The sequence below is a fragment of the Caulobacter sp. NIBR2454 genome, assembly GCF_027474405.1.
GTDB lineage: Bacteria > Pseudomonadota > Alphaproteobacteria > Caulobacterales > Caulobacteraceae > Caulobacter.
The window spans coordinates 1,671,622-1,692,617 of the sequence record NZ_CP114871.1 but is presented as its reverse complement, the minus strand read 5'-3'; the positions used below and the strand labels follow the sequence as shown (position 1 = coordinate 1,692,617).

At 65.4% G+C, this 20,996-nt stretch carries 21 protein-coding genes; 13 read left to right on the top strand and 8 right to left on the bottom strand.

Annotation, left to right across the window (positions count from 1 at the left end; genetic code table 11):
- Positions 1 to 43 precede the first annotated feature (43 nt).
- The 3 genes from O5K31_RS08335 to fabD form a co-directional block, all read right to left on the bottom strand.
- On the bottom strand, positions 44 to 283 hold the full coding sequence (locus tag O5K31_RS08335; protein ID WP_269716834.1) for an acyl carrier protein: 240 nt from the start codon (positions 281 to 283) through the stop codon (positions 44 to 46).
- Positions 284 to 421: 138 nt separating this feature from the next.
- Positions 422 to 1,162, bottom strand: coding sequence for a 3-oxoacyl-[acyl-carrier-protein] reductase (fabG, locus tag O5K31_RS08330; RefSeq protein WP_269716833.1), 741 nt, complete (start codon positions 1,160 to 1,162; stop codon positions 422 to 424).
- A gap of 10 nt (positions 1,163 to 1,172) precedes the next feature.
- Positions 1,173 to 2,117 (bottom strand): ACP S-malonyltransferase, encoded by a 945-nt coding sequence (gene fabD / locus O5K31_RS08325; RefSeq protein WP_269716832.1) that lies wholly within the window; start codon positions 2,115 to 2,117, stop codon positions 1,173 to 1,175.
- A gap of 117 nt (positions 2,118 to 2,234) precedes the next feature.
- On the opposite strand from fabD, the gene O5K31_RS08320 reads away from it, so the two are divergent.
- Positions 2,235 to 2,861, top strand: coding sequence for an HAD hydrolase-like protein (locus O5K31_RS08320; protein ID WP_269716831.1), 627 nt, complete (start codon positions 2,235 to 2,237; stop codon positions 2,859 to 2,861).
- A gap of 27 nt (positions 2,862 to 2,888) precedes the next feature.
- Positions 2,889 to 3,431: a peroxiredoxin gene (locus O5K31_RS08315; RefSeq protein WP_269716830.1), complete on the top strand. Its 543-nt coding sequence runs from the start codon at positions 2,889 to 2,891 to the stop codon at positions 3,429 to 3,431.
- On the opposite strand, the gene O5K31_RS08310 is transcribed toward O5K31_RS08315, so the two are convergent.
- Positions 3,432 to 4,082, bottom strand: a complete 651-nt coding sequence (locus tag O5K31_RS08310; RefSeq protein WP_269716829.1) for a hypothetical protein — start codon at positions 4,080 to 4,082, stop codon at positions 3,432 to 3,434.
- Positions 4,083 to 4,369: 287 nt separating this feature from the next.
- On the opposite strand from O5K31_RS08310, the gene rpsF reads away from it, so the two are divergent.
- The 4 genes from rpsF to O5K31_RS08290 all read left to right on the top strand — a co-directional run bounded on the left by rpsF (position 4,370) and on the right by O5K31_RS08290 (position 8,582).
- Positions 4,370 to 4,735 carry a 30S ribosomal protein S6 gene (gene rpsF, locus O5K31_RS08305; protein ID WP_269716828.1) on the top strand — a complete coding sequence of 122 codons (366 nt, stop codon included), beginning with the start codon at positions 4,370 to 4,372 and terminating at the stop codon, positions 4,733 to 4,735.
- 14 nt (positions 4,736 to 4,749) lie between these two features.
- Entirely contained in the window at positions 4,750 to 5,028 is a 279-nt protein-coding gene (rpsR, locus tag O5K31_RS08300; protein ID WP_269716827.1) for a 30S ribosomal protein S18, read from the top strand.
- 13 nt (positions 5,029 to 5,041) lie between these two features.
- Positions 5,042 to 5,620: a 50S ribosomal protein L9 gene (gene rplI / locus O5K31_RS08295; RefSeq protein ID WP_269716826.1), complete on the top strand. Its 579-nt coding sequence runs from the start codon at positions 5,042 to 5,044 to the stop codon at positions 5,618 to 5,620.
- 412 nt (positions 5,621 to 6,032) lie between these two features.
- Positions 6,033 to 8,582, top strand: coding sequence for a TonB-dependent receptor plug domain-containing protein (locus O5K31_RS08290; protein ID WP_269716825.1), 2,550 nt, complete (start codon positions 6,033 to 6,035; stop codon positions 8,580 to 8,582).
- 53 nt (positions 8,583 to 8,635) lie between these two features.
- Here O5K31_RS08290 and O5K31_RS08285 read toward each other — a convergent pair whose 3' ends face one another.
- On the bottom strand, positions 8,636 to 9,115 hold the full coding sequence (locus O5K31_RS08285) for a GNAT family N-acetyltransferase (RefSeq protein WP_269716824.1): 480 nt from the start codon (positions 9,113 to 9,115) through the stop codon (positions 8,636 to 8,638).
- Between the two features lie 198 nt (positions 9,116 to 9,313).
- On the opposite strand from O5K31_RS08285, the gene O5K31_RS08280 reads away from it, so the two are divergent.
- The 7 genes from O5K31_RS08280 to O5K31_RS08250 are packed head-to-tail and all read left to right on the top strand — an operon-like array spanning position 9,314 to position 17,172.
- Positions 9,314 to 10,813: a replicative DNA helicase gene (locus O5K31_RS08280; RefSeq protein ID WP_269716823.1), complete on the top strand. Its 1,500-nt coding sequence runs from the start codon at positions 9,314 to 9,316 to the stop codon at positions 10,811 to 10,813.
- A 16-nt stretch (positions 10,814 to 10,829) separates the two neighbouring features.
- Positions 10,830 to 11,915, top strand: a complete 1,086-nt coding sequence (gene alr / locus O5K31_RS08275; protein WP_269716822.1) for an alanine racemase — start codon at positions 10,830 to 10,832, stop codon at positions 11,913 to 11,915.
- 40 nt (positions 11,916 to 11,955) lie between these two features.
- Positions 11,956 to 13,329: a DNA repair protein RadA gene (radA, locus tag O5K31_RS08270; RefSeq protein ID WP_269716821.1), complete on the top strand. Its 1,374-nt coding sequence runs from the start codon at positions 11,956 to 11,958 to the stop codon at positions 13,327 to 13,329.
- Between the two features lie 7 nt (positions 13,330 to 13,336).
- The gene (locus O5K31_RS08265; protein WP_269716820.1) at positions 13,337 to 13,933 is read left to right on the top strand and encodes a CvpA family protein; all 597 of its coding nucleotides are present in this window, start codon (positions 13,337 to 13,339) and stop codon (positions 13,931 to 13,933) included.
- Positions 13,930 to 15,441: an amidophosphoribosyltransferase gene (gene purF, locus O5K31_RS08260; RefSeq protein WP_269716819.1), complete on the top strand. Its 1,512-nt coding sequence runs from the start codon at positions 13,930 to 13,932 to the stop codon at positions 15,439 to 15,441. Before O5K31_RS08265 ends, purF begins: the two co-directional genes overlap by 4 nt.
- A gap of 2 nt (positions 15,442 to 15,443) precedes the next feature.
- Positions 15,444 to 16,430, top strand: coding sequence for a bile acid:sodium symporter family protein (locus O5K31_RS08255; RefSeq protein ID WP_442867768.1), 987 nt, complete (start codon positions 15,444 to 15,446; stop codon positions 16,428 to 16,430).
- A gap of 10 nt (positions 16,431 to 16,440) precedes the next feature.
- Positions 16,441 to 17,172, top strand: coding sequence for an SDR family NAD(P)-dependent oxidoreductase (locus O5K31_RS08250; protein ID WP_269716818.1), 732 nt, complete (start codon positions 16,441 to 16,443; stop codon positions 17,170 to 17,172).
- A gap of 9 nt (positions 17,173 to 17,181) precedes the next feature.
- Here O5K31_RS08250 and der read toward each other — a convergent pair whose 3' ends face one another.
- From der to O5K31_RS08235, 3 genes are all read right to left on the bottom strand, one after another.
- Entirely contained in the window at positions 17,182 to 18,738 is a 1,557-nt protein-coding gene (der, locus tag O5K31_RS08245; protein ID WP_269716817.1) for a ribosome biogenesis GTPase Der, read from the bottom strand.
- Between the two features lie 89 nt (positions 18,739 to 18,827).
- Positions 18,828 to 20,213, bottom strand: coding sequence for an outer membrane protein assembly factor BamB family protein (locus O5K31_RS08240; protein ID WP_269716816.1), 1,386 nt, complete (start codon positions 20,211 to 20,213; stop codon positions 18,828 to 18,830).
- Entirely contained in the window at positions 20,210 to 20,959 is a 750-nt protein-coding gene (locus tag O5K31_RS08235) for a tetratricopeptide repeat protein (protein ID WP_269716815.1), read from the bottom strand. Before O5K31_RS08235 ends, O5K31_RS08240 begins: the two co-directional genes overlap by 4 nt.
- Positions 20,960 to 20,996: the final 37 nt, after the last annotated feature.

Here is a 20,996-nt window from a genome sequence, read left to right as displayed (position 1 = left end):
TGCAGCGCGGCGGCGAAACGACGGTCGCGAGACCGACAGGCTCTTACGAGCCAGTCTTCTCGGTGATGAATTTCACGGCGTCGCCGACGGTCTGAATGTGTTCAGCCGCGTCGTCCGGAATTTCAATGTCGAATTCTTCTTCGAAGGCCATGACCAGCTCGACGTTGTCGAGGGAGTCGGCGCCCAGGTCGTCGATGAAGCTGGCCTTCTCGGTGACCTTTTCCGGATCGGCATCGAGGTGCTCGATGACGATCTTACGCACGCGCTCGAGAATGTCGGACATATTAAGTTCTAGTCCCTCTAGTGACTGTTTAGGACGCAACGGCTGGCATAGAGGCCAGTCGTCACGGGAATCTTCGGGGCTTTCGCTATCACGTTCCTTTCGGAGTGACCAGCACAAGACCCCAACCTGCATGCAGGCTTAGATCATCGCCATCCCGCCATTCACATGTAGGGTCTGACCGGTGACATAAGCCGCCTCATCACTGGCCAGATACACGCAGGCCGCGGCGATGTCGCCCCCCTGACCGAGACGACCGGCCGGGATGGAACCCATGATGGTGGCCTTCTGCTGCTCGTTCAAGGAGTCGGTCATCGGGCTTTCGATGAAACCAGGCGCCACACAGTTGATGGTGACGCCTCGACTGGCGACTTCCTGAGCGACGGCCTTGGAAAAACCGATCATGCCGGCCTTGGAGGCGGCGTAGTTGGCCTGACCTGGGTTGCCAGTGACGCCCACCACCGAAGTGATGCCGATGATGCGGCCGTTGCGGCGCTTCATCATGCCCTTCATGGCGGCGCGGGAGAGGCGGAAATAGCTCTCCAGATTGACCTTGAGGACCGTCTCCCAGTCCTCGTCCTTCATACGCAACAGAAGGCCGTCACGGGTGATGCCGGCGTTGGCGACCAGAATGTCCACCGGCGCGCCGGCGGCTTCCTCGGCAGCGGCCACCAGGCCATCGACAGCCACGGGATCGGAAAGGTTGGCCGCCACGGTGCTGACCCGCTCGCCCAGCTCACCCGCCAGGGCGTCCAAGGCTTCCTTACGGGTGCCTGAGAGTACGACGTGCGCGCCCTGAGCATGCAGGGCGCGGGCGATGGAGCCCCCGATGCCGCCCGTGGCGCCCGTCACCAGGGCGGTCTTGCCGGTAAGATCGAACATCTTTGTGTCCTCAGAAGGATTGGGCGAACGCTTCGAGGTCCGCCGGCGTGTTGAGGGGAACGGCTTCTGCGTCGGGAGCGATCCGTTTGGCCATGCCGGAGAGCACCTTGCCGGCGCCGGCTTCGGCGAAGCGGGTCACGCCGCCCTCGCCCGCCAGCCACAGCATCGATTCGCGCCAGCGAACGCGGCCGGTGACCTGCTCGACCAGCAGGCGACGAATCTCTTCCGGGTCATGGATCGGGCGCGCCGTGACATTGGCGACCAGAGGCGCGCGCGGCGCGACGATGGTCGCGGCCGCCAGGGCTGAAGCCATTTCGTCGGCCGCCGGCTGCATCAGGGGGCAATGGAAGGGCGCGGAGACGTTCAGCGGGATCGCCCGCGCGCCAAGCTCCTTGGCCTTTTCGATGGCGCGATCCACGGCGGCCTTGGAGCCGCTGATGACCACGTTGCCCTGGTTGTTGTCATTGGCGACCACGCAGACGCCCAGTTCCGCGCCCGCCGCGGCGGCTTCTTCAGCAAGAGCCACGTCGGTCTTTGGACCGATGAGAGAGGCCATCGCCCCCTCGCCCACCGGAACGGCGCGCTGCATGGCCTGGCCGCGCAGTTTCAAAAGGCGGGCGGTGTCGGCGAGGCTGATCGCCCCCGCCGCGGCGAGGGCCGAGTATTCGCCCAGGCTATGGCCGGCGACACAGGCGGCCTTGTCGATGCCGACGCCGAACTCACGCTCCAGGGTGCGCATGACCGCCAAGCTGACGGCCATCAAGGCCGGCTGGGCGTTCTCAGTCAGGGTCAGGTCGCTCTCGGGGCCTTCGCGCATCAGCTTGGACAGCGACTGGCCCAGGGCCTCGTCGACTTCCTGGAACACTTCGCGGGCGCTGGCGAAGGCTTCGGACAGCTCAGCGCCCATGCCCACGGCCTGGCTGCCCTGCCCCGGAAAGATGAAGGCGATGCTCATAAGCGTCGTTCCTTGAGGTGACGAATCCGGCGGGCAGGGTTAGGGGAAAGGTTCGCGCGGGGCAACCGCCACGTCTGGGCGAGCGCCCAGTCCCGCCACCCCCAGAAGGATGCTGACTTGCCCGCCTATAGGCTAGCCATCTTCGATTTCGACGGCACGTTGGCTGACACTTATGAGTGCTTCCTCGCGCTTTCCGACGAAAGCGCCGATCGGTTCGGCTATCGGCGTCTGGATCGCGACAACATGGACGCCCTGCGCCGCATGAGTGCGCGGGAGCTTATGGCGCATCAGAAGGCGCCCATGTGGAAACTGCCCTTCATCGCAGCCCATGCTCACAAGCGCATGGCGGCCCAGCTGAGCGAGGTCCGGCTATTTATGGGGGTGGACGCGATGTTGGCCGATCTGCACGGACGCGGCGTCACCCTGGCCCTTGTTTCTTCAAACTCCGAAGCGAACGTGCGCCAGATTCTGGGCCGAAACGCCGCGCTTTTCACCCGCATGGAATGCGGCGCGTCGATGTTCGGCAAGGCCGCCAAGTTCAAGAAACTGATGGCCCAGCTCAAGGTGCTTCCCGACCAGACGATCAGCATCGGCGACGAAATTCGGGACATAGAAGCCGCACGCAAGGTCGGCATAGCCGCTGGCGCGGTGGCCTGGGGCTATAATTTGCTCGACGCCTTGCAAGCTAGAGCGCCAGATAGAACCTTCCACCATGTGGAAGACATCGCCACACAGATCGGCTGAACGCCGACACCCCGGAGAGACGTTCGGATGAAAAAGACCATTGTCGGCGCCCTGACCGCCTTCGTCGCTGCCATCAGCCTGAACGGCGCGGCCCATGCCGCCCTCCCCGTCGGCGCCAAGGCCCCCGACTTCACCGCTGAAGGCGCCCTGGCGGGCAAGCCATTCAAGTTCCACCTGGCTGAAGCTCTGAAGAAGGGGCCGGTGGTGCTGTATTTCTTCCCGTCGGCCTTCACCAAGGGCTGCACCATTGAGGCGCACGAGTTCGCCGAGGCCGCGGACGATTTCGCAAAGGCTGGCGCGACCCTGATCGGCGTCACCGCCGGCAATACCGACCGTCTGGCGGCGTTCTCCAAGGAAGCCTGCCGAGACAAGTTCCCGGTTGCGGCCGTGAACAAGGAAACCATCAAGGCCTATGACGCCGTCCTGGCCTTGAAGCCCGACCTTTCGGACCGCACGTCCTATGTCATCGGCAAGAACGGCAAGATCGCCTTCGTTCACAGCGACCTGAGCCCGGTCGATCACATCAAGCTGACCCTGAAGGCCGCTCAGGACCTGAAGGCCAAGAAGTAGCTACCAGTCGACCTTCAGCAGGCGCAGGACGACGCGCTGGTCGGGAGGTCCGTCCAGCCGTTCCTGCGTGCTCAGGGTGAACTCGGCGGGGATGTGGAGGGGGCGCGTCAGGCTGACCGCGACGCGCTCCTCACCCCGGTTTCCCGCACCCAGCGCCAAAGAACCGACCTGCCGGCCGGCAAGGGTCAGGGACGAGCTGATGTCGGCGCGCCCCATCGTATCGCCGCCAGCCATGGACCGAAGAGCGTTCATGTCCATGGACAAGCGCAGATAGTTGGCCGCCGGCGCCAAGCCGAAGCCCATGCGCCGCCCCATGGACGATCGCAGCGCCGCTTCGGTCTCGTTCCAGCTGGCGCCGAAAGACAGGCTGCGCTTTTCGTCTTGTGTGTAGCTGGCCCGCTCGGTGACCCGGAAATCCAGGCCATAGGTCGCAAGGTTCGTGTCCCCCGCAACGCGCGCCGTCACCAGAGCGTCGTCGCCACCGAGAACGTTGGACATATCCAGCGGCAAGGCAGCCGAATAGCTGGCCAGATCGCCGTTGTTGGCGGAAACGGCCAGGGCGGGCTTTTGCGCCACGACGCCGGCGACGGCGGCGGCGCCGATCAACGACGCCGAAAGCCCCAAACCCAAGCTGCATATGGCCTTACGCATGATTTCGGCTCTAACATGATCCGCGCAGAAGGTCAGGGGGCGTCCCGGTTGGCGCCGTTCCTTCCCCCGGGTGATGCGTTTTTGCGCTCCTGGGGCCGCACCTGGGCCGAGAAAACTTGCTAATTCGGCGTGCGCCGTGTAATTGCGCGCCCTCTCACGGAAGGCGGTCATTCGCAGGATCTCGGTTCGCCGAGATCGGGATCATCCCCCAGCTCGCGTCTGAACCATCGCTTTCGACGGACTTCCGCCGTCGGACGCGCCGCTTTCCAAGCCGGAAGAAGGAAACCATGGCTCTATACGAACACGTGGTCATTGCGCGGCAGGATATCTCCCCGCAACAGGCCGAAGCCCTGAACGATCAGCTCAAGGCTCTCATCGAAGAACAAGGCGGCTCGATCGCCAAGATCGAGTACTGGGGTCTTCGCAACCTCACCTACCGCATCAAGAAGAACCGCAAGGGTCACTATTCCCTGCTCGCCATCGACGCTCCGGCGGCGGCGGTGAAGGAAATGGAACGCCAGCTGTCGCTCAACGAAGACGTGCTGCGCACCCTGACCGTCCGCGTCGAGGAACTCGACCTGGAACTGTCCCCGGTTCTGGCCCGCCGTGACCGCGACCGTGAACGTCGCGACGACTACACGCCGGCAGCGTAAGGGAGAAAGAAATCATGACCGATACGACTGCTCCCGAAACGGCCGCCGCCGGTTCCGCCGCTGGCGGCGCCCGTCGCCCGTTCTTCCGCCGCCGCAAGGTGTGCCCGTTCTCCGGCGCCAACGCTCCGAAGATTGACTACAAGGACGTCAAGCTCCTGCAGCGCTACGTCTCTGAGCGCGGCAAGATCGTGCCGTCGCGCATCACCGCGGTGTCGGCCAAGAAGCAACGCGAACTGGCCAAGGCCATCAAGCGCGCCCGCTTCCTGGCTCTGCTCCCCTACGTCGTGAAGTAAGGGAGACGCCACGATGAAAGTCATTCTGCTCGAACGCGTTGAAGGCTGGGGTGGCCTCGGCGACACGGTCACCGTGAAGGACGGCTACGCCCGTAACTTCCTGCTGCCGCGTCACAAGGCTCTGCGCGCCACGTCCGCCAACCAGAAGATCTTCGACGCCCAGCGCGCTGAGATCGAAAAGCGCAACGTCGCCAACCGTGAAACCGCCTCCAAGGCTGGTGAAGCGCTGGACGGCACGTCGTACGTGATGATCCGCTCGGCCGGTGAAACCGGTCAGCTGTACGGCTCGGTCGCTGGCCGTGACGTCGCTGACGTGGTCAACGCCAACGGCGGCAAGATCGAACGCTCGATGGTCGTGCTGGACAAGCCGATCAAGACGCTCGGCGTTCACGAAGTGAAGGTGAAGCTCCATGCGGAAGTCACCATCACCGTGAAGCTGAACATCGCGCGCAGCCAGGACGAAGCCGATCGCCAAGAGCGCGGCGAGAACGTCATCGCCTCGCAATTCGAAGAGGAACGCGCGGCCGACGCTGAAGCCGCTCAAGACCTGCTCGAAGGCGGCGCCGGCCAACAGGAAGGCGAATACGCCTAACTGCTGCGTCAGCTAGCAAAAACCGAGAACGGCGCGGGCCATGTCCGCGCCGTTTTTCGTTTCCGGGAGCCTGCAAGGGAAAGCTGGCTGCCTAGGAATGATGCGCACCCCATTCACGGCGTGCTGAAAAACGTCGCTATCGCAGTCTTTGTGACGCTTTCCGCATCGCTGACGCTGCGGAAAACCTTCCACCCTTTGCGGCTCATGTTCTCCTGACCCTCGGGAGGCGTACCCCCGCTGCTGCAGCCGCGGGACCTGTTCCAGGAAGTGTTCGTACCGCTCCACGACGCGCAGACGTCGAGGGCCCAGTAGGGTTTTGGGGTTTCGAGGTCCGCACGGCAAACGCCGCGCCGAAGCCCCGCAAGCGTGCGTGAAACTGCAAGAGCAGAGGGGGTTTATAGTGAGAAATTCAATGCTTCGTGTCGGCCTGCTGGCCGGCATTTCGACGGCTGCTGTCCTGATGGGATCGGCCGCAATGGCTCAAACCGACATCATCGAAGAAGTCGTCGTCACCGGTTCGCGCGGGAAGCCGCGGACCGTCCAGGACTCGCCCGTCCCAATCGACTCCTTCAGCGCCGAAGACATCAAGGCCACCGGCTTTACCGACACCAACGATGTCCTGAAAACCCTAGTGCCGTCCTACACCTTGGCGCGTCAGCCAATCTCCGACGGCGCGACCTTCATTCGCCCAGCGTCGCTGCGTGGTCTGTCCACCGACAAGACCCTGATGCTGATCAACTCCAAACGCCGCCATCGCGCCGCGCTGGTGACCATCGGCGGCGACGGCTCCCAAGCCGCCGACGCCGCGACCATTCCGTCCACCGCCCTGAAATCCGTGGAAGTGCTGCGCGACGGCGCTGGCGCCCAGTACGGTTCTGACGCCATCGCCGGCGTCATCAACTTCATCCTGAAGGACGACGCCGAAGGGGGCTCGCTGATCGCCCAGGCCGGCCAGTTTTATGAAAAGGACGGCGAAGGCATCCTGGTCTCGGGCAACATCGGCATGCCGTTGACCGAAAACGGCTTCGCCAATCTGTCCTTCGAATACACCACCGACCAGCCCACCTCGCGCGGTCGCCAGTACTGCAATGTCGGCATTCCAAACGTGGCCAATGGCTTCTGCGTGGACACCTACGCGGCCACCAACCCGGTCTTCGCCGCCAACGTCAAACGCCCGGTCGTCCAGAAGTGGGGCCAGCCTGAAAGCGAGGCCTTCCGCGCCTTCCTCAACACCGGGCTGGAACTCGGCAACGGCTCCAAGCTCTACGCCTTCGCCAACTATTCCAAGAGCCATGCCAAGGAAGACTTCAACTACCGCTTCCCGGCCATGGGCCAGGCCCAGCTCGACAACCCGATCCGTCTGCAGGACGGCTCAATCTTCCGCTTCGCCACTTACTGGCCGGGCGGCTTCACCCCGCAGTTCTTCGGCGATGTGACCGACTACAGCCTCACCGGCGGCTGGAAGGGCGATATCACCGACAAATTGTCCTACGATCTCAGCGGACGCTTCGGGTACAACAAGATCGCCTACAAGCTCACCGACACCATGAACCCGTCGATGGGTCCGGCATCGCCCGAAGAGTTCCATCCCGGCGACCTGATCTCCGAGGAAGCCGCGGTCAACGCCGACTTCGTCTATGAGCTTGGCGGCTTCACGCCGGAGCCGGTGACGGTCGCCTTCGGCGGCGAATACCGCAAGGAAACCTACAAGATCATCACCGGCGACGTGCCGTCCTATGAGGCCGGACGCTGGTCGACGGCCGACCCGTATGACTTCTGCACGAACGAGGCGACGGTCAGCCAGCGTACGTTGCGCCCCACCGCACCGCAGACCGCCGGCATCAACTGCGCCTCGGCTTCGGACCCGGTCTATACGTCCCTGGCTGTCGGCTCGAATGGCTTCCCCGGCTACTCGCCTGACTATTCGGGCAAGCTGTCGCGTGACTCTTATGGCGTCTATGTGGACGCCTCGACCGACCTGACCGAGCAACTGTTCGTGCAGGCTTCGGTCCGCGCGGAGGACTTCTCGGACTTCGGCTCGACCCTCGACGGCAAGCTGGCGGCGATGTTCAAGATCACGCCGACCTTCGGTCTTCGCGGTTCGGTGGGCTCGGGCTTCCGGGCGCCGACGCCGGGTCAGCTGTTCACGACCAACGTGTCCACGCGCGTCGAGAACGGCCTGACCATCGCATCGGGTCTCTTCCCGGCCAGCAATGCGGTCTCGCAGTTCCTGGGCGCCGAGGAGCTTGGCCCTGAAAAGTCGACCAACTTCTCGCTGGGCTTCACCGCCACCCTGTTCGACGGTCTGAGCCTGACGGTCGACGCCTACTACATCAAGATCAAGGACATGTTCTACGCGGTGACTCCGATCACCGTGACCCCAGCGATCCGCACCCAACTGATCGCGGCTGGCGTACCCGGCGCCGACACCATCGGCCAGGTGCAGTTCTTCCAGAACGCATTCGACAGCTCCACGCGGGGCATCGATGTGGTGGCGACCTATCGGTTCAACTGGGAGAACGGCCAGTCCACGAACCTGATGGGCAGCTTCAACTACAACAAGCCCAAGGTGGACAAGGTCGCGGCCTTCTTCGACCGGGAATATGTCCACGACTACGAGAACGGCACCGTGCGTTGGCGCGGGGCAGTCACGGCCACCCACGACATCGGCAAGTTCACCCTGATGGGCCGCGCCAACGTCTGGGGTCCCTACAAGAACCAGTTCAGCGTCGCCCTGCCGATCGTCCAGGAGTGGGACCCGGTCGTGCAGTTCGACACCGAGATCAGCTACGACGTCACCGAAAACTACCGGCTGACGCTGGGCGGTCGGAACATCTTCGACAAGTATCCGGACCCCGACGCGACGGGCGAATCCGGCACCAACGGCCGCATCTATCGCTCCGACACCCTGGTCGATTGGCAGGGCGGCTTCTACTACGCCAAGTTCACCGCGACCTTCTAAGGCGGCGGCGCACGATCAATGGGAAAGCCGGGCGGGCGACCGTCCGGCTTTTTCTATGTTCCGATGACTTTCTCCATCCGCACCAGCGGAACGCCGACGCCGGTCGAGGTGACGGACTCGAAACGCTCCACCTGCTCGTAGCCGCAGGCGCGATACAGCGGCTCGCCAGCCATGGTGGCGGCTAGCTGGAAGCGGGTGAAACCCTCCTGCCCCGCCACTTCTTCAAGCAGCGCCAGGATGTAGCGCCCTACGCCGCGGCGCGCGAAGTCGGGGTGGGTGTACATGGCGCGGACACGTGCAGCGTCAACGGCCGGGTCCAGCAGAGCCGCATCCCGGCCCGCGCTGTGGTCGCCGCCGAACAGGGTGGCCCGCCGGCTCCAGCCGCCGCACCCGGCCACCTGCCCCGCACGCTCAATGACATAATAGGTGCCGTCGGCGATCAATTGGGTGTCGAGGCCCATCACCTCGAACGAGGCCGTCACCTGCTCGGGCGTCAGGAACGCCTTCAACTGTTCCCTGATCGAGGCATCCATGAGCGGGCGCAAGACGGGGATGTCGTCCGCTGTGGCGACACGATGGGACCAATCAGGACCTAGGGGCTGGGGCATGCCCCTGATCTAGGCGTCTCAGACAGCGTTTGCGCGACCTTTTATCCACAGCCCGCAGCATTGCTTGTGGATCGCTCAGGATGTCGGCATGTGTCGCCCTCCTCCCTACGTTAAGTTCTGTAAATGGCCATCGCACCCGCTCTCGACCTGCGCCCGACGAATGATGTCGTCGTGGCCACGGCCCCTTCTAATATCGAGGCCGAGCAAGCCCTGCTGGGATCGTTGCTGTACGACAACGCGGCCTATGAGCGGCTGAGCGACCAGCTCAACGCCTCTCACTTCTACGAGCCCTTCCACGCGCGCCTGTTCCAGTCGCTGGAGACCCATATTCGCAAGGGTCAGTTGGCCGATCCGATCCTGCTGGCCGATGTGTTCAAGAACGACCCGGCGTTCCAGGAACTGGGTGGCGTGCGCTACCTCGCCGATCTGGTGGACCGTGCGCCGCCGGCCGCCAACGCGTCGGACTACGCCCGTGTCATCTACGATCTGGCCCTGCGCCGCGACCTGATCCGCATTGGCGGCGACATCGCCCATGCGGCCACGGCGGACGCCGACCTTGCCGCCCGCGAGCAGATCGAAAAGGCTGAACAGCAGCTCTATGGCCTGGCCGAAAGCGGCGGTCCGTCCACGGGCTTTGTGTCCTTCTCCGACGCCCTGCGCGGCGCAGTGGAGATGACGGCAGAAGCCTACAGCCGCGACGGCGGGCTGGCCGGCGTGTCGTCCGGCTTGATCGACCTGGATTCCAAGGTCGGCGGTCTGCACCCGTCGGACTTGATCATCCTCGCCGGCCGTCCCTCAATGGGTAAGACGGCGCTGGCCACCAACATCGCCTTCAACGTCGCCAAGGCCTATGCCTGGGAGCCGCAACCGGACGGCACCAAGAAGACCGTCAATGGCGGCGTCGTCGCCTTCTACTCCCTCGAAATGTCGTCCGAGCAGTTGGCTCTGCGTATGCTGGCCGACGCGTCGGGCGTGTCCGGCGACCGCCTGCGTAAGGGTGAAATCGACGCGTCGGAGTTCGGCCGCGTCCGCGATGCGGCCATGGAGATTCAGGAAGCGCCGCTCTACATCGACGCCACCGGCGGCCTGTCCATCGCCAAGCTGACGGCGCGCGCACGCCGTCTCAAACGTCAGGTCGGTCTTGATCTGATCATCGTCGACTACCTGCAATTGGTCACCGGCTCCGACCTGGGCGCCAATGCCAATCGCGTTCAGGAAGTCAGCCAGATCACCATGGGACTCAAGGCCTTGGCTAAGGAACTTAGTGTTCCTGTCATCGCCCTCTCGCAGCTATCGCGTCAGGTCGAGCAGCGCGAGGACAAGCGACCGCAGCTATCCGACCTTCGTGAATCGGGCTCGATCGAGCAGGACGCCGACATGGTGTGGTTCGTCTATCGGGAGTCCTACTATGTCGGCCGGGCCGAGCCCCGCGAAGGCACGCCCGAGCACCTGCAGTGGCAGGAGGATCTGGACAAGCTCCAGGGCCTGGCCGAGGTGATCATCGCCAAGCAGCGTCACGGTCCGATCGGCACGGTGAAGCTGTCCTTCAACTCCGACACCACCCGCTTCGGCAACTTGGCGCGCGACCACTACTTCCACCAGTCGCGCGGCAGCGACGAGTAGTGCTAAGCCACGCTTCGTGACCGAAACGACCCTCACCGTCGATCTCGACGCCCTCGCCTATAACTACGGGGTGCTCAAGCACTTCGCCGGCGCCGCCGAGACTGGCGCGGCGGTGAAGGCTGACGCGTATGGCATGGGGGCCGAAGCCGTCGCCCTGCGCCTGTGGAAGGAAGGCTGCCGCAGCTTCTTCGTGGCGCGTCTGGCAGAGGGACAGGTCCTGCGGCGCGCCCTGGGCGACCGAGACGCCTCGATCTATGTGCTCGACGGCATGACCGCCCCGGCTGACGGCCCAAGGCTGATGGCGGCGCGACTCATCCCCGCGCTCAACAGCCTGCAGCAGGTCGAAACCTGGATATCGTATGGCGACCAGCGCTGGCTTGAGGCGGCTCTGCATGTCGATACCGGCATGAACCGTCTCGGTCTGCGGCTGGAAGACGCCCGCGCCCTGGCCAAGAACCGCGCGAAGCTGGCCAAGATGGACGTGTCGCTCGTGATGAGTCACCTGGCGTGCGCCGACGATCCCGCCAGCTCCATGAACGCGGCGCAGCTGGAACGCTTTCGCACCATCCGCGGACTGTTCCCGGCGGCCCAGGGCAGTCTGGCCAACTCGGCCGGGACATTCCTGGGCGTCGCCTATGGCTTTGATCTGGTCCGACCGGGTCTCAGCCTTTACGGCGCGGGGGCCAGCGGCAGGACCGACAAGCGGCTCAAGCCGGTCGCCACGCTACATGCGCCGATCCTGCAGATTCGCGACGTGCCGGCGGGCGAGACGGTCGGCTATGGAGCGACCTTTAAAGCGGTTCGGCCGGTCCGCATCGCCATCCTGGCCGCGGGCTATGCCGACGGTCTGCCGCGGACGTCGGCATCAAGCGGAAACGCGTGGTTCGCCAATGGGAAGCGGCGAATTCTTGGACGTGTTTCCATGGACTTGATGGCCATCGACGTGACCGACTGCGACGAGGTCGCGGCGGGCGACATGGTCGAACTGGTCGGCCCCAACATAACCGTGGACGAAGCCGCTCACGCTGGCGGCGTGAGCGCTTACGAACTGTTGACGCGCCTTAGTTTGCGCGCAACCCGACGCTATATCGGCGAGGCCTGACAGCGGGGCTACACTCCGCAGGAACGAATCAGGAGCGTCCATGGCCCGCGACGGCGCCGTCTATGCCTGCCAATCCTGCGGCGCGGTCCAGACCAAGTGGTCGGGTCAGTGCCCCGCCTGCAACGCCTGGAACAGCCTGGTCGAGGAAGTCCAGAGCCGCCCGCCCGGCAGCCTGGCGCCGAGCAAGAGCGCCAAGTCGGCCCGAGGCCTGAACTTCGAAGGGCTGGAAAGCGAAACCCCCGCCCCTCCTCGGATCGCCACGGGCGTGGACGAGTTTGACCGCGTCTGCGGCGGCGGCGTGGTGCCCGGCAGCGCCATCCTGCTGGGCGGCGACCCTGGGGTCGGCAAATCCACCTTGCTGCTACAGGTCTGCGCCAGCGCGGCCTTGCGCGGCGTGTCCTGCGCCTACATCAGCGGCGAAGAAGCCATCGAGCAAATCCGCGGCCGCGCCGGTCGCATGGGCCTGGCCCAAGCCCCGGTGAAGCTGGCGGCCGAGACCGGCCTTCGCCCCATACTCGACGGGCTGAAGCGCGACCGCTTCGACCTCGTTATTATCGACTCCATCCAGACGATGTGGAGCGACGCTCACGAAGCCGGCCCCGGCTCCGTCACCCAAGTGCGATCCTGCGCCGGGGAACTCGTGCGGCTGGCCAAGAAGCAGGGCGTGGCGATCATCCTGGTCGGCCATGTGACCAAGGACGGTCAGATCGCCGGGCCTCGCGTGGTCGAGCACATGGTCGACGCCGTCCTCTCCTTCGAGGGCGAGCGCGGCTACCCCTTCCGCATCCTGCGCGGCGCTAAGAACCGTTTTGGCGCGACCGACGAGATCGGGGTGTTCGAGATGGGCGACGCCGGCCTGCGCGAAGTGCGCAATCCCTCCGCCCTGTTTCTCAATGAAGGCGGCGAGCGGGCGGCAGGCGCGGCGGTGTTCGCCGGTATCGAAGGATCCCGCCCTGTCCTCGTGGAATTCCAGGCGCTTGTGGCCCCATCCACATACGGAACCCCACGCCGCGCAGTGGTGGGATGGGACTCTGGACGCCTCGCCATGGTTCTGGCCGTGCTGGAATCGCGGTGCGGGCTTGGATTTGGGGATCGTGACGTCTATTTGAACGTCGCCGGCGGGCTTCGGATCACCGAACCGGCGGCGGATCTGGCGGCGGCCGCGGCTTTGGCTTCATCGGCGCTGGAGACGGCCCTGCCGCAGGACTGCGTGGTCTTTGGCGAGATCAGCCTGTCTGGAGAAGTTCGACCTGTGAGCCGTATGGAATCGAGGCTGAAAGAAGCCGCGAAGCTGGGTTTCGCTCGAGCCCTGACTCCGGCCGCCGGCCTGCCCGACGTCTCGCCTGTCAGCGTGAACGGCGCCAGCCGTCTTGCGGACGCCATCCGTCGCATTGGCGACCAGGCCTGGAGCTGACCCGCACGTGACCGCATTCGACGTCATCGCGATCCTGATCCTGCTGGTTTCAGGGGCTATTGGGTTCGCACGGGGCGCCATGCGCGAACTGGTGACCATGGGCGCCTTGCTGGTGGCCGGCGCGGTGGCGATCTTCGGCCTGCGCTTAACGGGCCCAGTGTTCCGCAGCTTTATCGACCCTGCATGGGCCGGCACCACGGCGGCGGTGCTCGTCGTGTTCGTGCTGCTCTACATCCTGCTGCGCCTGATCGGCGCCAATTTGACGCAGCGAATCCATGCTGCCCAGTCCCTAGGTATGCTCGACCGCTCGATCGGCGTCGGCTTCGGCCTGATCCGGGCGTTGGTCGTTCTTGGCGCCTTCAACCTGGTGTTTCACGCCGCGACCCCTGAAGAGCGGACACCGCGCTGGGTGACCAACTCGGTCATGTGGCCCCTCTCGGAGGTCAGCGGCGCCGTGTTGAAGAGTTTGGCGCCAAAAGGCGGTAAGATGGCCGGGCAGCTGGCTCCCGCCATCGAGAAAGCAGTGCGCGACGGCGCCAGCGATGAAGGCTATGACGCCGACCAACGGCGAAGCGTCGATGATCTGGTGGAGAAATCCCGATGAACCCTCAGTCCTCTGACCGCTTCGTGTCGGACGTTTACGCCCAGCACGGGGGACGCGATCCGGAAGACGACGCGCTTCGACTTGAATGCGGGGTCTTCGGGGTTTTTGGAACCCAGGACGCGGCCGCCATCACGGCGCTCGGCCTCCACGCCCTGCAGCACCGCGGTCAGGAAGCCTGCGGCATCGCCGCCTTCGACGGCCAGCGCTTCCACACCGAGCGCCACATGGGCCATGTGGGCGAGGCCTTCGGCGGCAGTGACCTAGTCACCCGCCTGCCAGGCACCGCCGTCATCGGCCACACCCGTTACTCCACGGCTGGCGGCAGCTTCATCCGCAACGTCCAGCCGCTGTTCGCCGATCTTCAGGCCGGCGGTGTCGCCCTGGCCCACAACGGTAATCTGACCAACTTCCTGCACCTGCGTGAACGCCTGGTCAGCGACGGCGCCATCTTCCAGTCGACCTCGGACAGCGAGGTGATCCTTCATCTCCTGGCCCGCTCGCGAAAGGCCAAGTTCGTCGATCGCTTCATCGACGCGATCCAGCAGCTCGAAGGCGGCTATGCGCTCGTCGCCCTCACCCACAAGAAGCTGATCGGCGTCCGCGACCCGCTGGGTATCCGCCCGCTGGTGCTTGGCGACCTGAACGGCAAGGCCGTGCTGGCTTCCGAAACCGCCGCCCTCGACATGATCGGCGCCAAGTTCGTGCGCGACATCGAGAATGGGGAGATGGTCGTCATCTCCGAAAAAGGCACCCAGTCCCTGCGCCCCTTCCCGGCGCAGAAGGCCCGTCCCTGCGTCTTCGAATACGTCTACTTCGCCCGCCCCGACTCCGTGGTCGACGGCCGCTCGGTCTATGAGGTGCGCAAGCGCATGGGCCGCCGATTGGCTCAAGATTGCGCCATCGAAGCCGATGTCGTCGTGCCGGTGCCCGACAGCGGCGTGCCTGCCGCCCTCGGCTTCGCCCAGGAAAGCGGCATCCCCTACGAACTGGGGATCATCCGCAGCCACTTCGTGGGCCGCACCTTCATCCAGCCGACCCAGGGCGTGCGCGAATTAGGCGTGCGAATGAAGCACAGCCCCAACCGCGCGGTGCTGGAAGGCAAGCGCGTGGTGCTGATCGACGACTCCATCGTCCGAGGCACCACCTCGCTGAAGATCGTGCGCATGGTCCGCGAGGCCGGCGCCAAGGAAGTCCACCTACGCAGCGCCTCGCCGCCGATCCTGTGGCCGGACTTCTACGGCATCGACATGCCGTCGCGCGATCAACTGATGGCCGCCACCAAGACCATGGAAGAGATGGTCAAGTTGCTCGAGGTCGACAGCCTCGGCTTCCTCTCCATCGACGGCCTGTACTGGGCGCTGGAAGCCGGCGCGCGTGATCCGCTGAATCCGCAGTTCACCGACCACTACTTCACCGGCGAGTACCCCACCCGCCTGCTGGACCGCGAGATCGCGGAAGGCCGCAGCAACGCGTCCGAGCGGCAACTGTCGTTCCTGGTGAGCGCCTAAGGGTGGCGGCAGGCGGGATACTCTCCCGCCTCAGACTCGATCCCTATCTGCTGATGATGGTCGGCACGGTGGCCCTCGCCTCCGTGCTGCCGGCGCGTGGCGTCGCCGCCGATGCGGTCGGTATCATCGCCAAGCTGGGCATCGCCCTGCTGTTCTTCCTGCATGGCGCGCGCCTGTCGCGCAAAGCCATGGTCGCTGGCCTGGGGCACTGGCGCCTGCACCTGACCATCCTGGCGATCACCTTCCTGGCTTTCCCGCTGGTCGGGCTGAGCTTCAAGCTGATCCCCGAGAGCATCCTGCCGGGGCCGCTGGTCATGGGGCTGCTGTTCCTGTGTTGCCTGCCCTCGACCGTGCAGTCGTCGATTGGCTTCACCTCCATCGCGCGGGGCAATATCGCCGCCGCCCTGTGCAGCGCTTCGGCGTCCAACCTGTTGGGCATGTTCATCACACCGCTGCTTGTCGGGCTCGTCCTGCACACCCAGGGCGGGTTCTCGCTGGATCAGCTGGAGGCCATCGCCCTGCAACTGCTGGCGCCGTTCATCGCCGGCCAGCTGCTGCAGCCGTGGATCGGCGGGTGGGTCGAGAAGAACAAGCGTATCTTGGGCTTCGTGGATCGCGGCTCGATCCTGCTGGTGGTCTATTCGGCTTTCGGCGAGGCGGTCGTCGATGGCGTCTGGAGCCGGGTCACGGCGCTGGAGCTCATCATCGTCGGTTTTCTTTGCGCGGTCCTCCTGGCCCTTGCCCTGCTGGGCACGCGCACTGCCGCCCGGGCGATGGGATTCGACAAGGAAGACGAAATCGCCGTCGTGTTCTGCGGCACCAAGAAGAGCATCGTGACCGGCGCGCCGATGGCCGCCATCCTATTTCCCGCCGCCGTGGCCGGGGTCGTCATCCTGCCCGTGATGCTGTTCCACCAGATGCAGCTAATGGCTTGCGCCGTGATCGCTCAGCGCTACGCGGCTCGCGACAAGACGGACGCAGCCGTCTAGAAGACCGCCCATGGATTCCAAACCTCTCTTGGGGCGCATCGCCCTGGTCACAGGCGCGACCCGCGGCATCGGCGAGGCTTGCGCCTTCGGCCTGGCCCAGGCCGGCGCTCACGTCATCGCCCTGGGCCGCACGCAGGGCGCGCTGGAAGCGCTGGATGACCGCATCTTCGCCGCCACGGGCGAGCACGCGACCCTGGTGCCCATCGACCTACTGAAGGCCCCCGAAGGGCTCGACGCCCTGGGCGCGGCGCTGCACGAGCGCTTCGGCAAGCTCGACATCATCGTCGGGGCCGCCGCCGTTCTAGGCGCCCTGACGCCCGTTGGTCATCTCGATCCCAAGGGTTGGGACATGATCATGGCCACCAACCTGACCGCCAACTGGCGCCTGATCCGATCGATGGACCCCCTGATGCGCAAGTCGGACGGCGCGCGGGCGATCTTCCTGACCAGCAGCGTCGCCAGCCAGCCCCGCGCCTTCTGGGGCGCCTATGCGGCGTCCAAGGCGGCGCTGGAGAACGTGGTCGCCACCTATGCCGACGAGATGGAGCACACCCAGGTGCGCGCCCTCTGCGTCGATCCGGGCGGCATGCGCACCCGCATGCGCGCCCTCGCCTTCCCGGGCGAAGATCCTATGGACCTGCCCGAGCCTTCGGAAATCGCGCCCTTGATCGTCGAGCTCGCTCGGCACGACCGCGAACCGCCCGAGGGCGTGGTCCGCTTCAAGGAATGGAAGGCCCGCTAGAGCCTTCCGCTAGCCCTTGCGCGGTCCGGGCCGCGCGCCCTTGGAACGGCCGGACTTGGCGCTGGTCAGGCCCTTGGGCGCTGAACGCGCACGCACGATCGGCTTCTTGGCCGTCACCGGCTTGCCGCCGATCTTCACGATCTTGCCGTTGGCGTCGACCGAGGTGCTCTTCTCAGCCTTCTTCGGCTTGGGAGCCTGCTTGGCGTAGCGCGACACAGGCTTGGGGCCGCTCTTGGCTTCACCTTCGGCGTACGGGTTCGCGCCCGACTTGATGGTGATGCGCAGCGGCACCCCCGGCAGGTCGAAGCTCTCGCGCAGGCTGTTCACCAAGTAGCGGCGATAGTGCTCCGGCATCTGGTCGGCGCGGGTGGAGAACAGCACGAACGTCGGCGGGCGCGCCTTGATCTGCGCCATGTACTTGGGCTTGACGCGACGACCGCCGACCGAGGGTGGCGGGTGCCTCTGCATGGCCATCTGCAGCCAATCGTTCAGGTCGCGGGTCTTGACCTTGGTCGACCAGTTCATGTGGACCTTGAGCAGGGCCGGCATCAGGCGATCCAGGCCACGGCCGGTCTCGGCCGACAGCGCGATCACCGGCGTGCCGCGCACCTGCGGCAGCATGCGCTCGGCGTGCTCGATGAACTCCTTCAGCCGCGATTGCGGGTTCTCGACCAGATCCCACTTGGTGAGGACGAAGACCAGACCTCGCCCTTCCCGCTCCACCAGGTCGGCCAATTGCAGGTCCTGGATCTCGAAGGGGTGCGTGGCGTCCATGACCAGCAGCACAACCTCGGCGAAGGTGATGGCGCGGATGGAGTCCTGAACCGACAGCTTTTCCAGCTTCTCGTCGATGCGGGCCTTGCGGCGCATGCCGGCGGTGTCGACCAGCCGCAGCTTGCGATCGCCGAACTCCCAGTCGACCGAAATGGCGTCGCGGGTGATGCCAGCCTCCGGGCCGGTCAGCAGGCGATCCTCGCCGATCAGGGCGTTGACCAGGGTCGACTTGCCCGCGTTAGGGCGGCCGACCACGGCGATCATGATCGGCTTGTCCTTGTCGATCGGCTCGTCGTCCTGGACTTCGAACGGCAGCAGGGCGGCATAGAGCTCGGACATGCCCTCGCCGTGCTCGCCGCTGATGCCGATAGGCTCGCCCAGGCCCAGGCGTACGCCTTCGGCGATGCCCGCCTCGCCCGCCTTGCCCTCGGCCTTGTTGGCCGCGACGATCACCGGGCTGTTCCGACGACGCAGGAGGTTGGCGAAAATCTCGTCGCCGGCCGTCAGCCCCTCGCGCGCGTCGTAGACGAACAAGGTGACGTCGGCCTCGTCGATGGCCAGTTCAGTCTGGGCGCGCATGCGCGACTCCAGGCTCTCGTCCTTAACGTCCTCGAAGCCGGCGGTGTCGATCAATTCCAGGTCAAGGTCGCCAAGGCGGCCGGCGGCGAAGCGGCGGTCGCGCGTGACGCCCGGCTGATCGTCGACGATCGCGAGCTTTTTCCCGGCGAGACGGTTGAACAGCGTCGATTTGCCGACGTTCGGCCGACCGACAATGGCGAGTTTCAAGGGCATTTCAGAATCCAAGCGCCCCCCGCAGGAATGCGAGGGGCGCGATTGTTTTAGCGAACCTGGGTTAAAGGCGCAAAAAGGCGCCCTCTTCCTCAGTTGATCGCGATCAGTTTGGCTTCGTCGCTGACGACATAGATCATGCCGTCGACGGCGATTGGAGCGATCAGGGCGGGCGCCCCGAGCTTCAGGGTGGAGATCACTTCGCCGGTCTTGGGGTTCAGAGCGGCGGCTTCGCCGCGGCTCGACACCGTGATCAGGCGGTCAGAGGCCAGGATCGGGCTGGACCAGACGATGGGGTTCTTGCTGCGCTTCTTGAGCTGACGCTTGCTGAAGCCCTCCGTCGAGTTGAGGTTGCGGATCCAGTAGACCTGACCGGTCTCGCGCGCGACGCAGATGACCTCACCGGCCTTGGAGACCACGAAGGCCACGTCGCCGGCCCCCCAGGGCGAACCGATGCCCGTGACCGGGATATTCCAGCGCTGCTGGCCGGTGCGCAGGTCCGTCGCCGAGAAGACGCCCGAGTGGCTGACCGCCAGCACGTCGCCCTTGTAGATGACCGGGCGGCCGGCGATGTCCCGGATTTCCGACAGGGCGTTGGTGCGGCTGGCGCGGGACAGAGCCTCGCTCCACACCTCGTTGCCATTGCCGGTGCGCAGGGCGACCAGTTCACCCGACGAGAACGGCGCGATGATGGTGTCGCCTGCGATGGCCGGCGACGAGGCCGACAGGATGCGAGCCGGCTCGGTCAGCGCCTGGTAGTTCCAGCTCGGTGCGCCCGTGGCGGTGTCGAAGGTCAGCAGCTCGTTGTCGATATTGACCACGAACAGACGACCGCCCGACACGGTCGGAGCGCCGTGGATGGGGTTGGAGACGTCACGCTTCCAGACCTCCTCGCCGGTGGCGGCGTCCAGTTGAGCCACGAAGCGGAAACCAGATGTGACGTAGAGCTTGCCGTCCGCATAGGCGACGCCGCCGCCGAAGCCGTCGCGGTCACGCCGCTCCTTGGGCTTCAGGTTACGGCTCCAGATTTCGTTCCCGGTCTTGGCGTCGATCGCAACGACCGTAGCCTCGCCGTCCATGACGAAGATCTTACCCTCGGCGGCCACCGGCGGCGCGGTGACGTGGGCCGACCGGTCCGAGCCCTTGCCGAAATCCTTGCGCCAGGCGACCTGGAAGTTCGGAGCGGCCTGGACGTGTTCGATCGACTGCTCGGGCGTGCCGCCCGGCAGCGGCCAATCGGCGCGCGGTTCGGCGGCGGGCAGGTAGAAGTCGGCGCCCTTGAGCGTTTCGTTGGCCTCGACCCGCTGATCGAAGGCGATGATCGAGATGCGCTCGCCCTGGCTGGCGGTCGTCTTGTTCTCGTCGGACTTGTCGAACGGGTTGATGGCCGAGACGGCCGAACCGATAGTCGAGCAGGCGGACAGGCCGCCCAGCGCCACCAGGGTGACGGCGGCGGCGGTCAGGAGGCGGCGCTTCATTGGGCGCCCTCCGGAACCATGGCCGGAATGCCGTCGGGCTGGGTCGGCGGAGCGGGCGTCGCGCTGGCGGCGGCCTTGGCGATGGCCGGCAGCGATTTGGCCGAGCCGGAGTCGATCATCTGCATGGCGGTGCGAGCGCGCTCGCGAACCTGGTCGCTCGATTCGGCCAGCAGGGTCAGGACGGAAAAATCAGCGCGAGCTTCGGTCATCTTGCCGGCCGAAAGCTTGGCGAACGCCAGGGCTTCCTTGGCCTGGACCCGGTAGGGCCGCTTCTCTTCCGTCAACGGCGTGAGCCTCTTCTCGATATCGGCGTAGGGGGCCGTATCAAGCAGGGCGAAGGCGGATTTGAGGCGGGCGACGTCGGCGAGGGCCTCGTTCGGAGCCGCGTCGGCGGCCTGGTCGAACAGGGCGACCGCCTCGGCGGTCTTGCCCTCTTCCAGCTTCAGGCCGGCGAGCTGCATCATCGACAGCGCCTTATAGGCCGGAGCGCCGCTTTTGGTCAGCTCTTCGAAGCCGGTCGTGGCGGCCGCCGTGTTGTTGGCCCCGAACGATTCGACCGCAGCGGCGTACTTCTCGGACGACTCAGCGGCGACGCGGCCGCGATGGCTGTCCCAGGCCCAGTAGCCAAGCGAGCCCGCCAGGGCGATGGCGAGACCGCCAACCACCCAGGGAGCCGTCTTGCGAGCAAGGGTCTTGTAGCGGTCAGAGCGAAGTTGCTCCTCCACTTCATCAAACACGTCGACCACGAACAGGGGCTCCGAAAACACACGCGCCCGCGGGGGC

Coding starts and splice junctions, on each gene's coding strand:
- O5K31_RS08335 (WP_269716834.1), bottom strand. CDS start 283: ATGTCCGACATTCTCGAGCGCGTGCGTAAGATCGTCATCGAGCACCTC.
- fabG (WP_269716833.1), bottom strand. CDS start 1,162: ATGTTCGATCTTACCGGCAAGACCGCCCTGGTGACGGGCGCCACGGGC.
- fabD (WP_269716832.1), bottom strand. CDS start 2,117: ATGAGCATCGCCTTCATCTTTCCGGGGCAGGGCAGCCAGGCCGTGGGC.
- O5K31_RS08315 (WP_269716830.1), top strand. CDS start 2,889: ATGAAAAAGACCATTGTCGGCGCCCTGACCGCCTTCGTCGCTGCCATC.
- O5K31_RS08310 (WP_269716829.1), bottom strand. CDS start 4,082: ATGCGTAAGGCCATATGCAGCTTGGGTTTGGGGCTTTCGGCGTCGTTG.
- rpsF (WP_269716828.1), top strand. CDS start 4,370: ATGGCTCTATACGAACACGTGGTCATTGCGCGGCAGGATATCTCCCCG.
- rpsR (WP_269716827.1), top strand. CDS start 4,750: ATGACCGATACGACTGCTCCCGAAACGGCCGCCGCCGGTTCCGCCGCT.
- rplI (WP_269716826.1), top strand. CDS start 5,042: ATGAAAGTCATTCTGCTCGAACGCGTTGAAGGCTGGGGTGGCCTCGGC.
- O5K31_RS08290 (WP_269716825.1), top strand. CDS start 6,033: ATGCTTCGTGTCGGCCTGCTGGCCGGCATTTCGACGGCTGCTGTCCTG.
- O5K31_RS08285 (WP_269716824.1), bottom strand. CDS start 9,115: ATGGATGCCTCGATCAGGGAACAGTTGAAGGCGTTCCTGACGCCCGAG.
- O5K31_RS08280 (WP_269716823.1), top strand. CDS start 9,314: ATGGCCATCGCACCCGCTCTCGACCTGCGCCCGACGAATGATGTCGTC.
- radA (WP_269716821.1), top strand. CDS start 11,956: ATGGCCCGCGACGGCGCCGTCTATGCCTGCCAATCCTGCGGCGCGGTC.
- purF (WP_269716819.1), top strand. CDS start 13,930: ATGAACCCTCAGTCCTCTGACCGCTTCGTGTCGGACGTTTACGCCCAG.
- O5K31_RS08250 (WP_269716818.1), top strand. CDS start 16,441: ATGGATTCCAAACCTCTCTTGGGGCGCATCGCCCTGGTCACAGGCGCG.
- der (WP_269716817.1), bottom strand. CDS start 18,738: ATGCCCTTGAAACTCGCCATTGTCGGTCGGCCGAACGTCGGCAAATCG.
- O5K31_RS08240 (WP_269716816.1), bottom strand. CDS start 20,213: ATGAAGCGCCGCCTCCTGACCGCCGCCGCCGTCACCCTGGTGGCGCTG.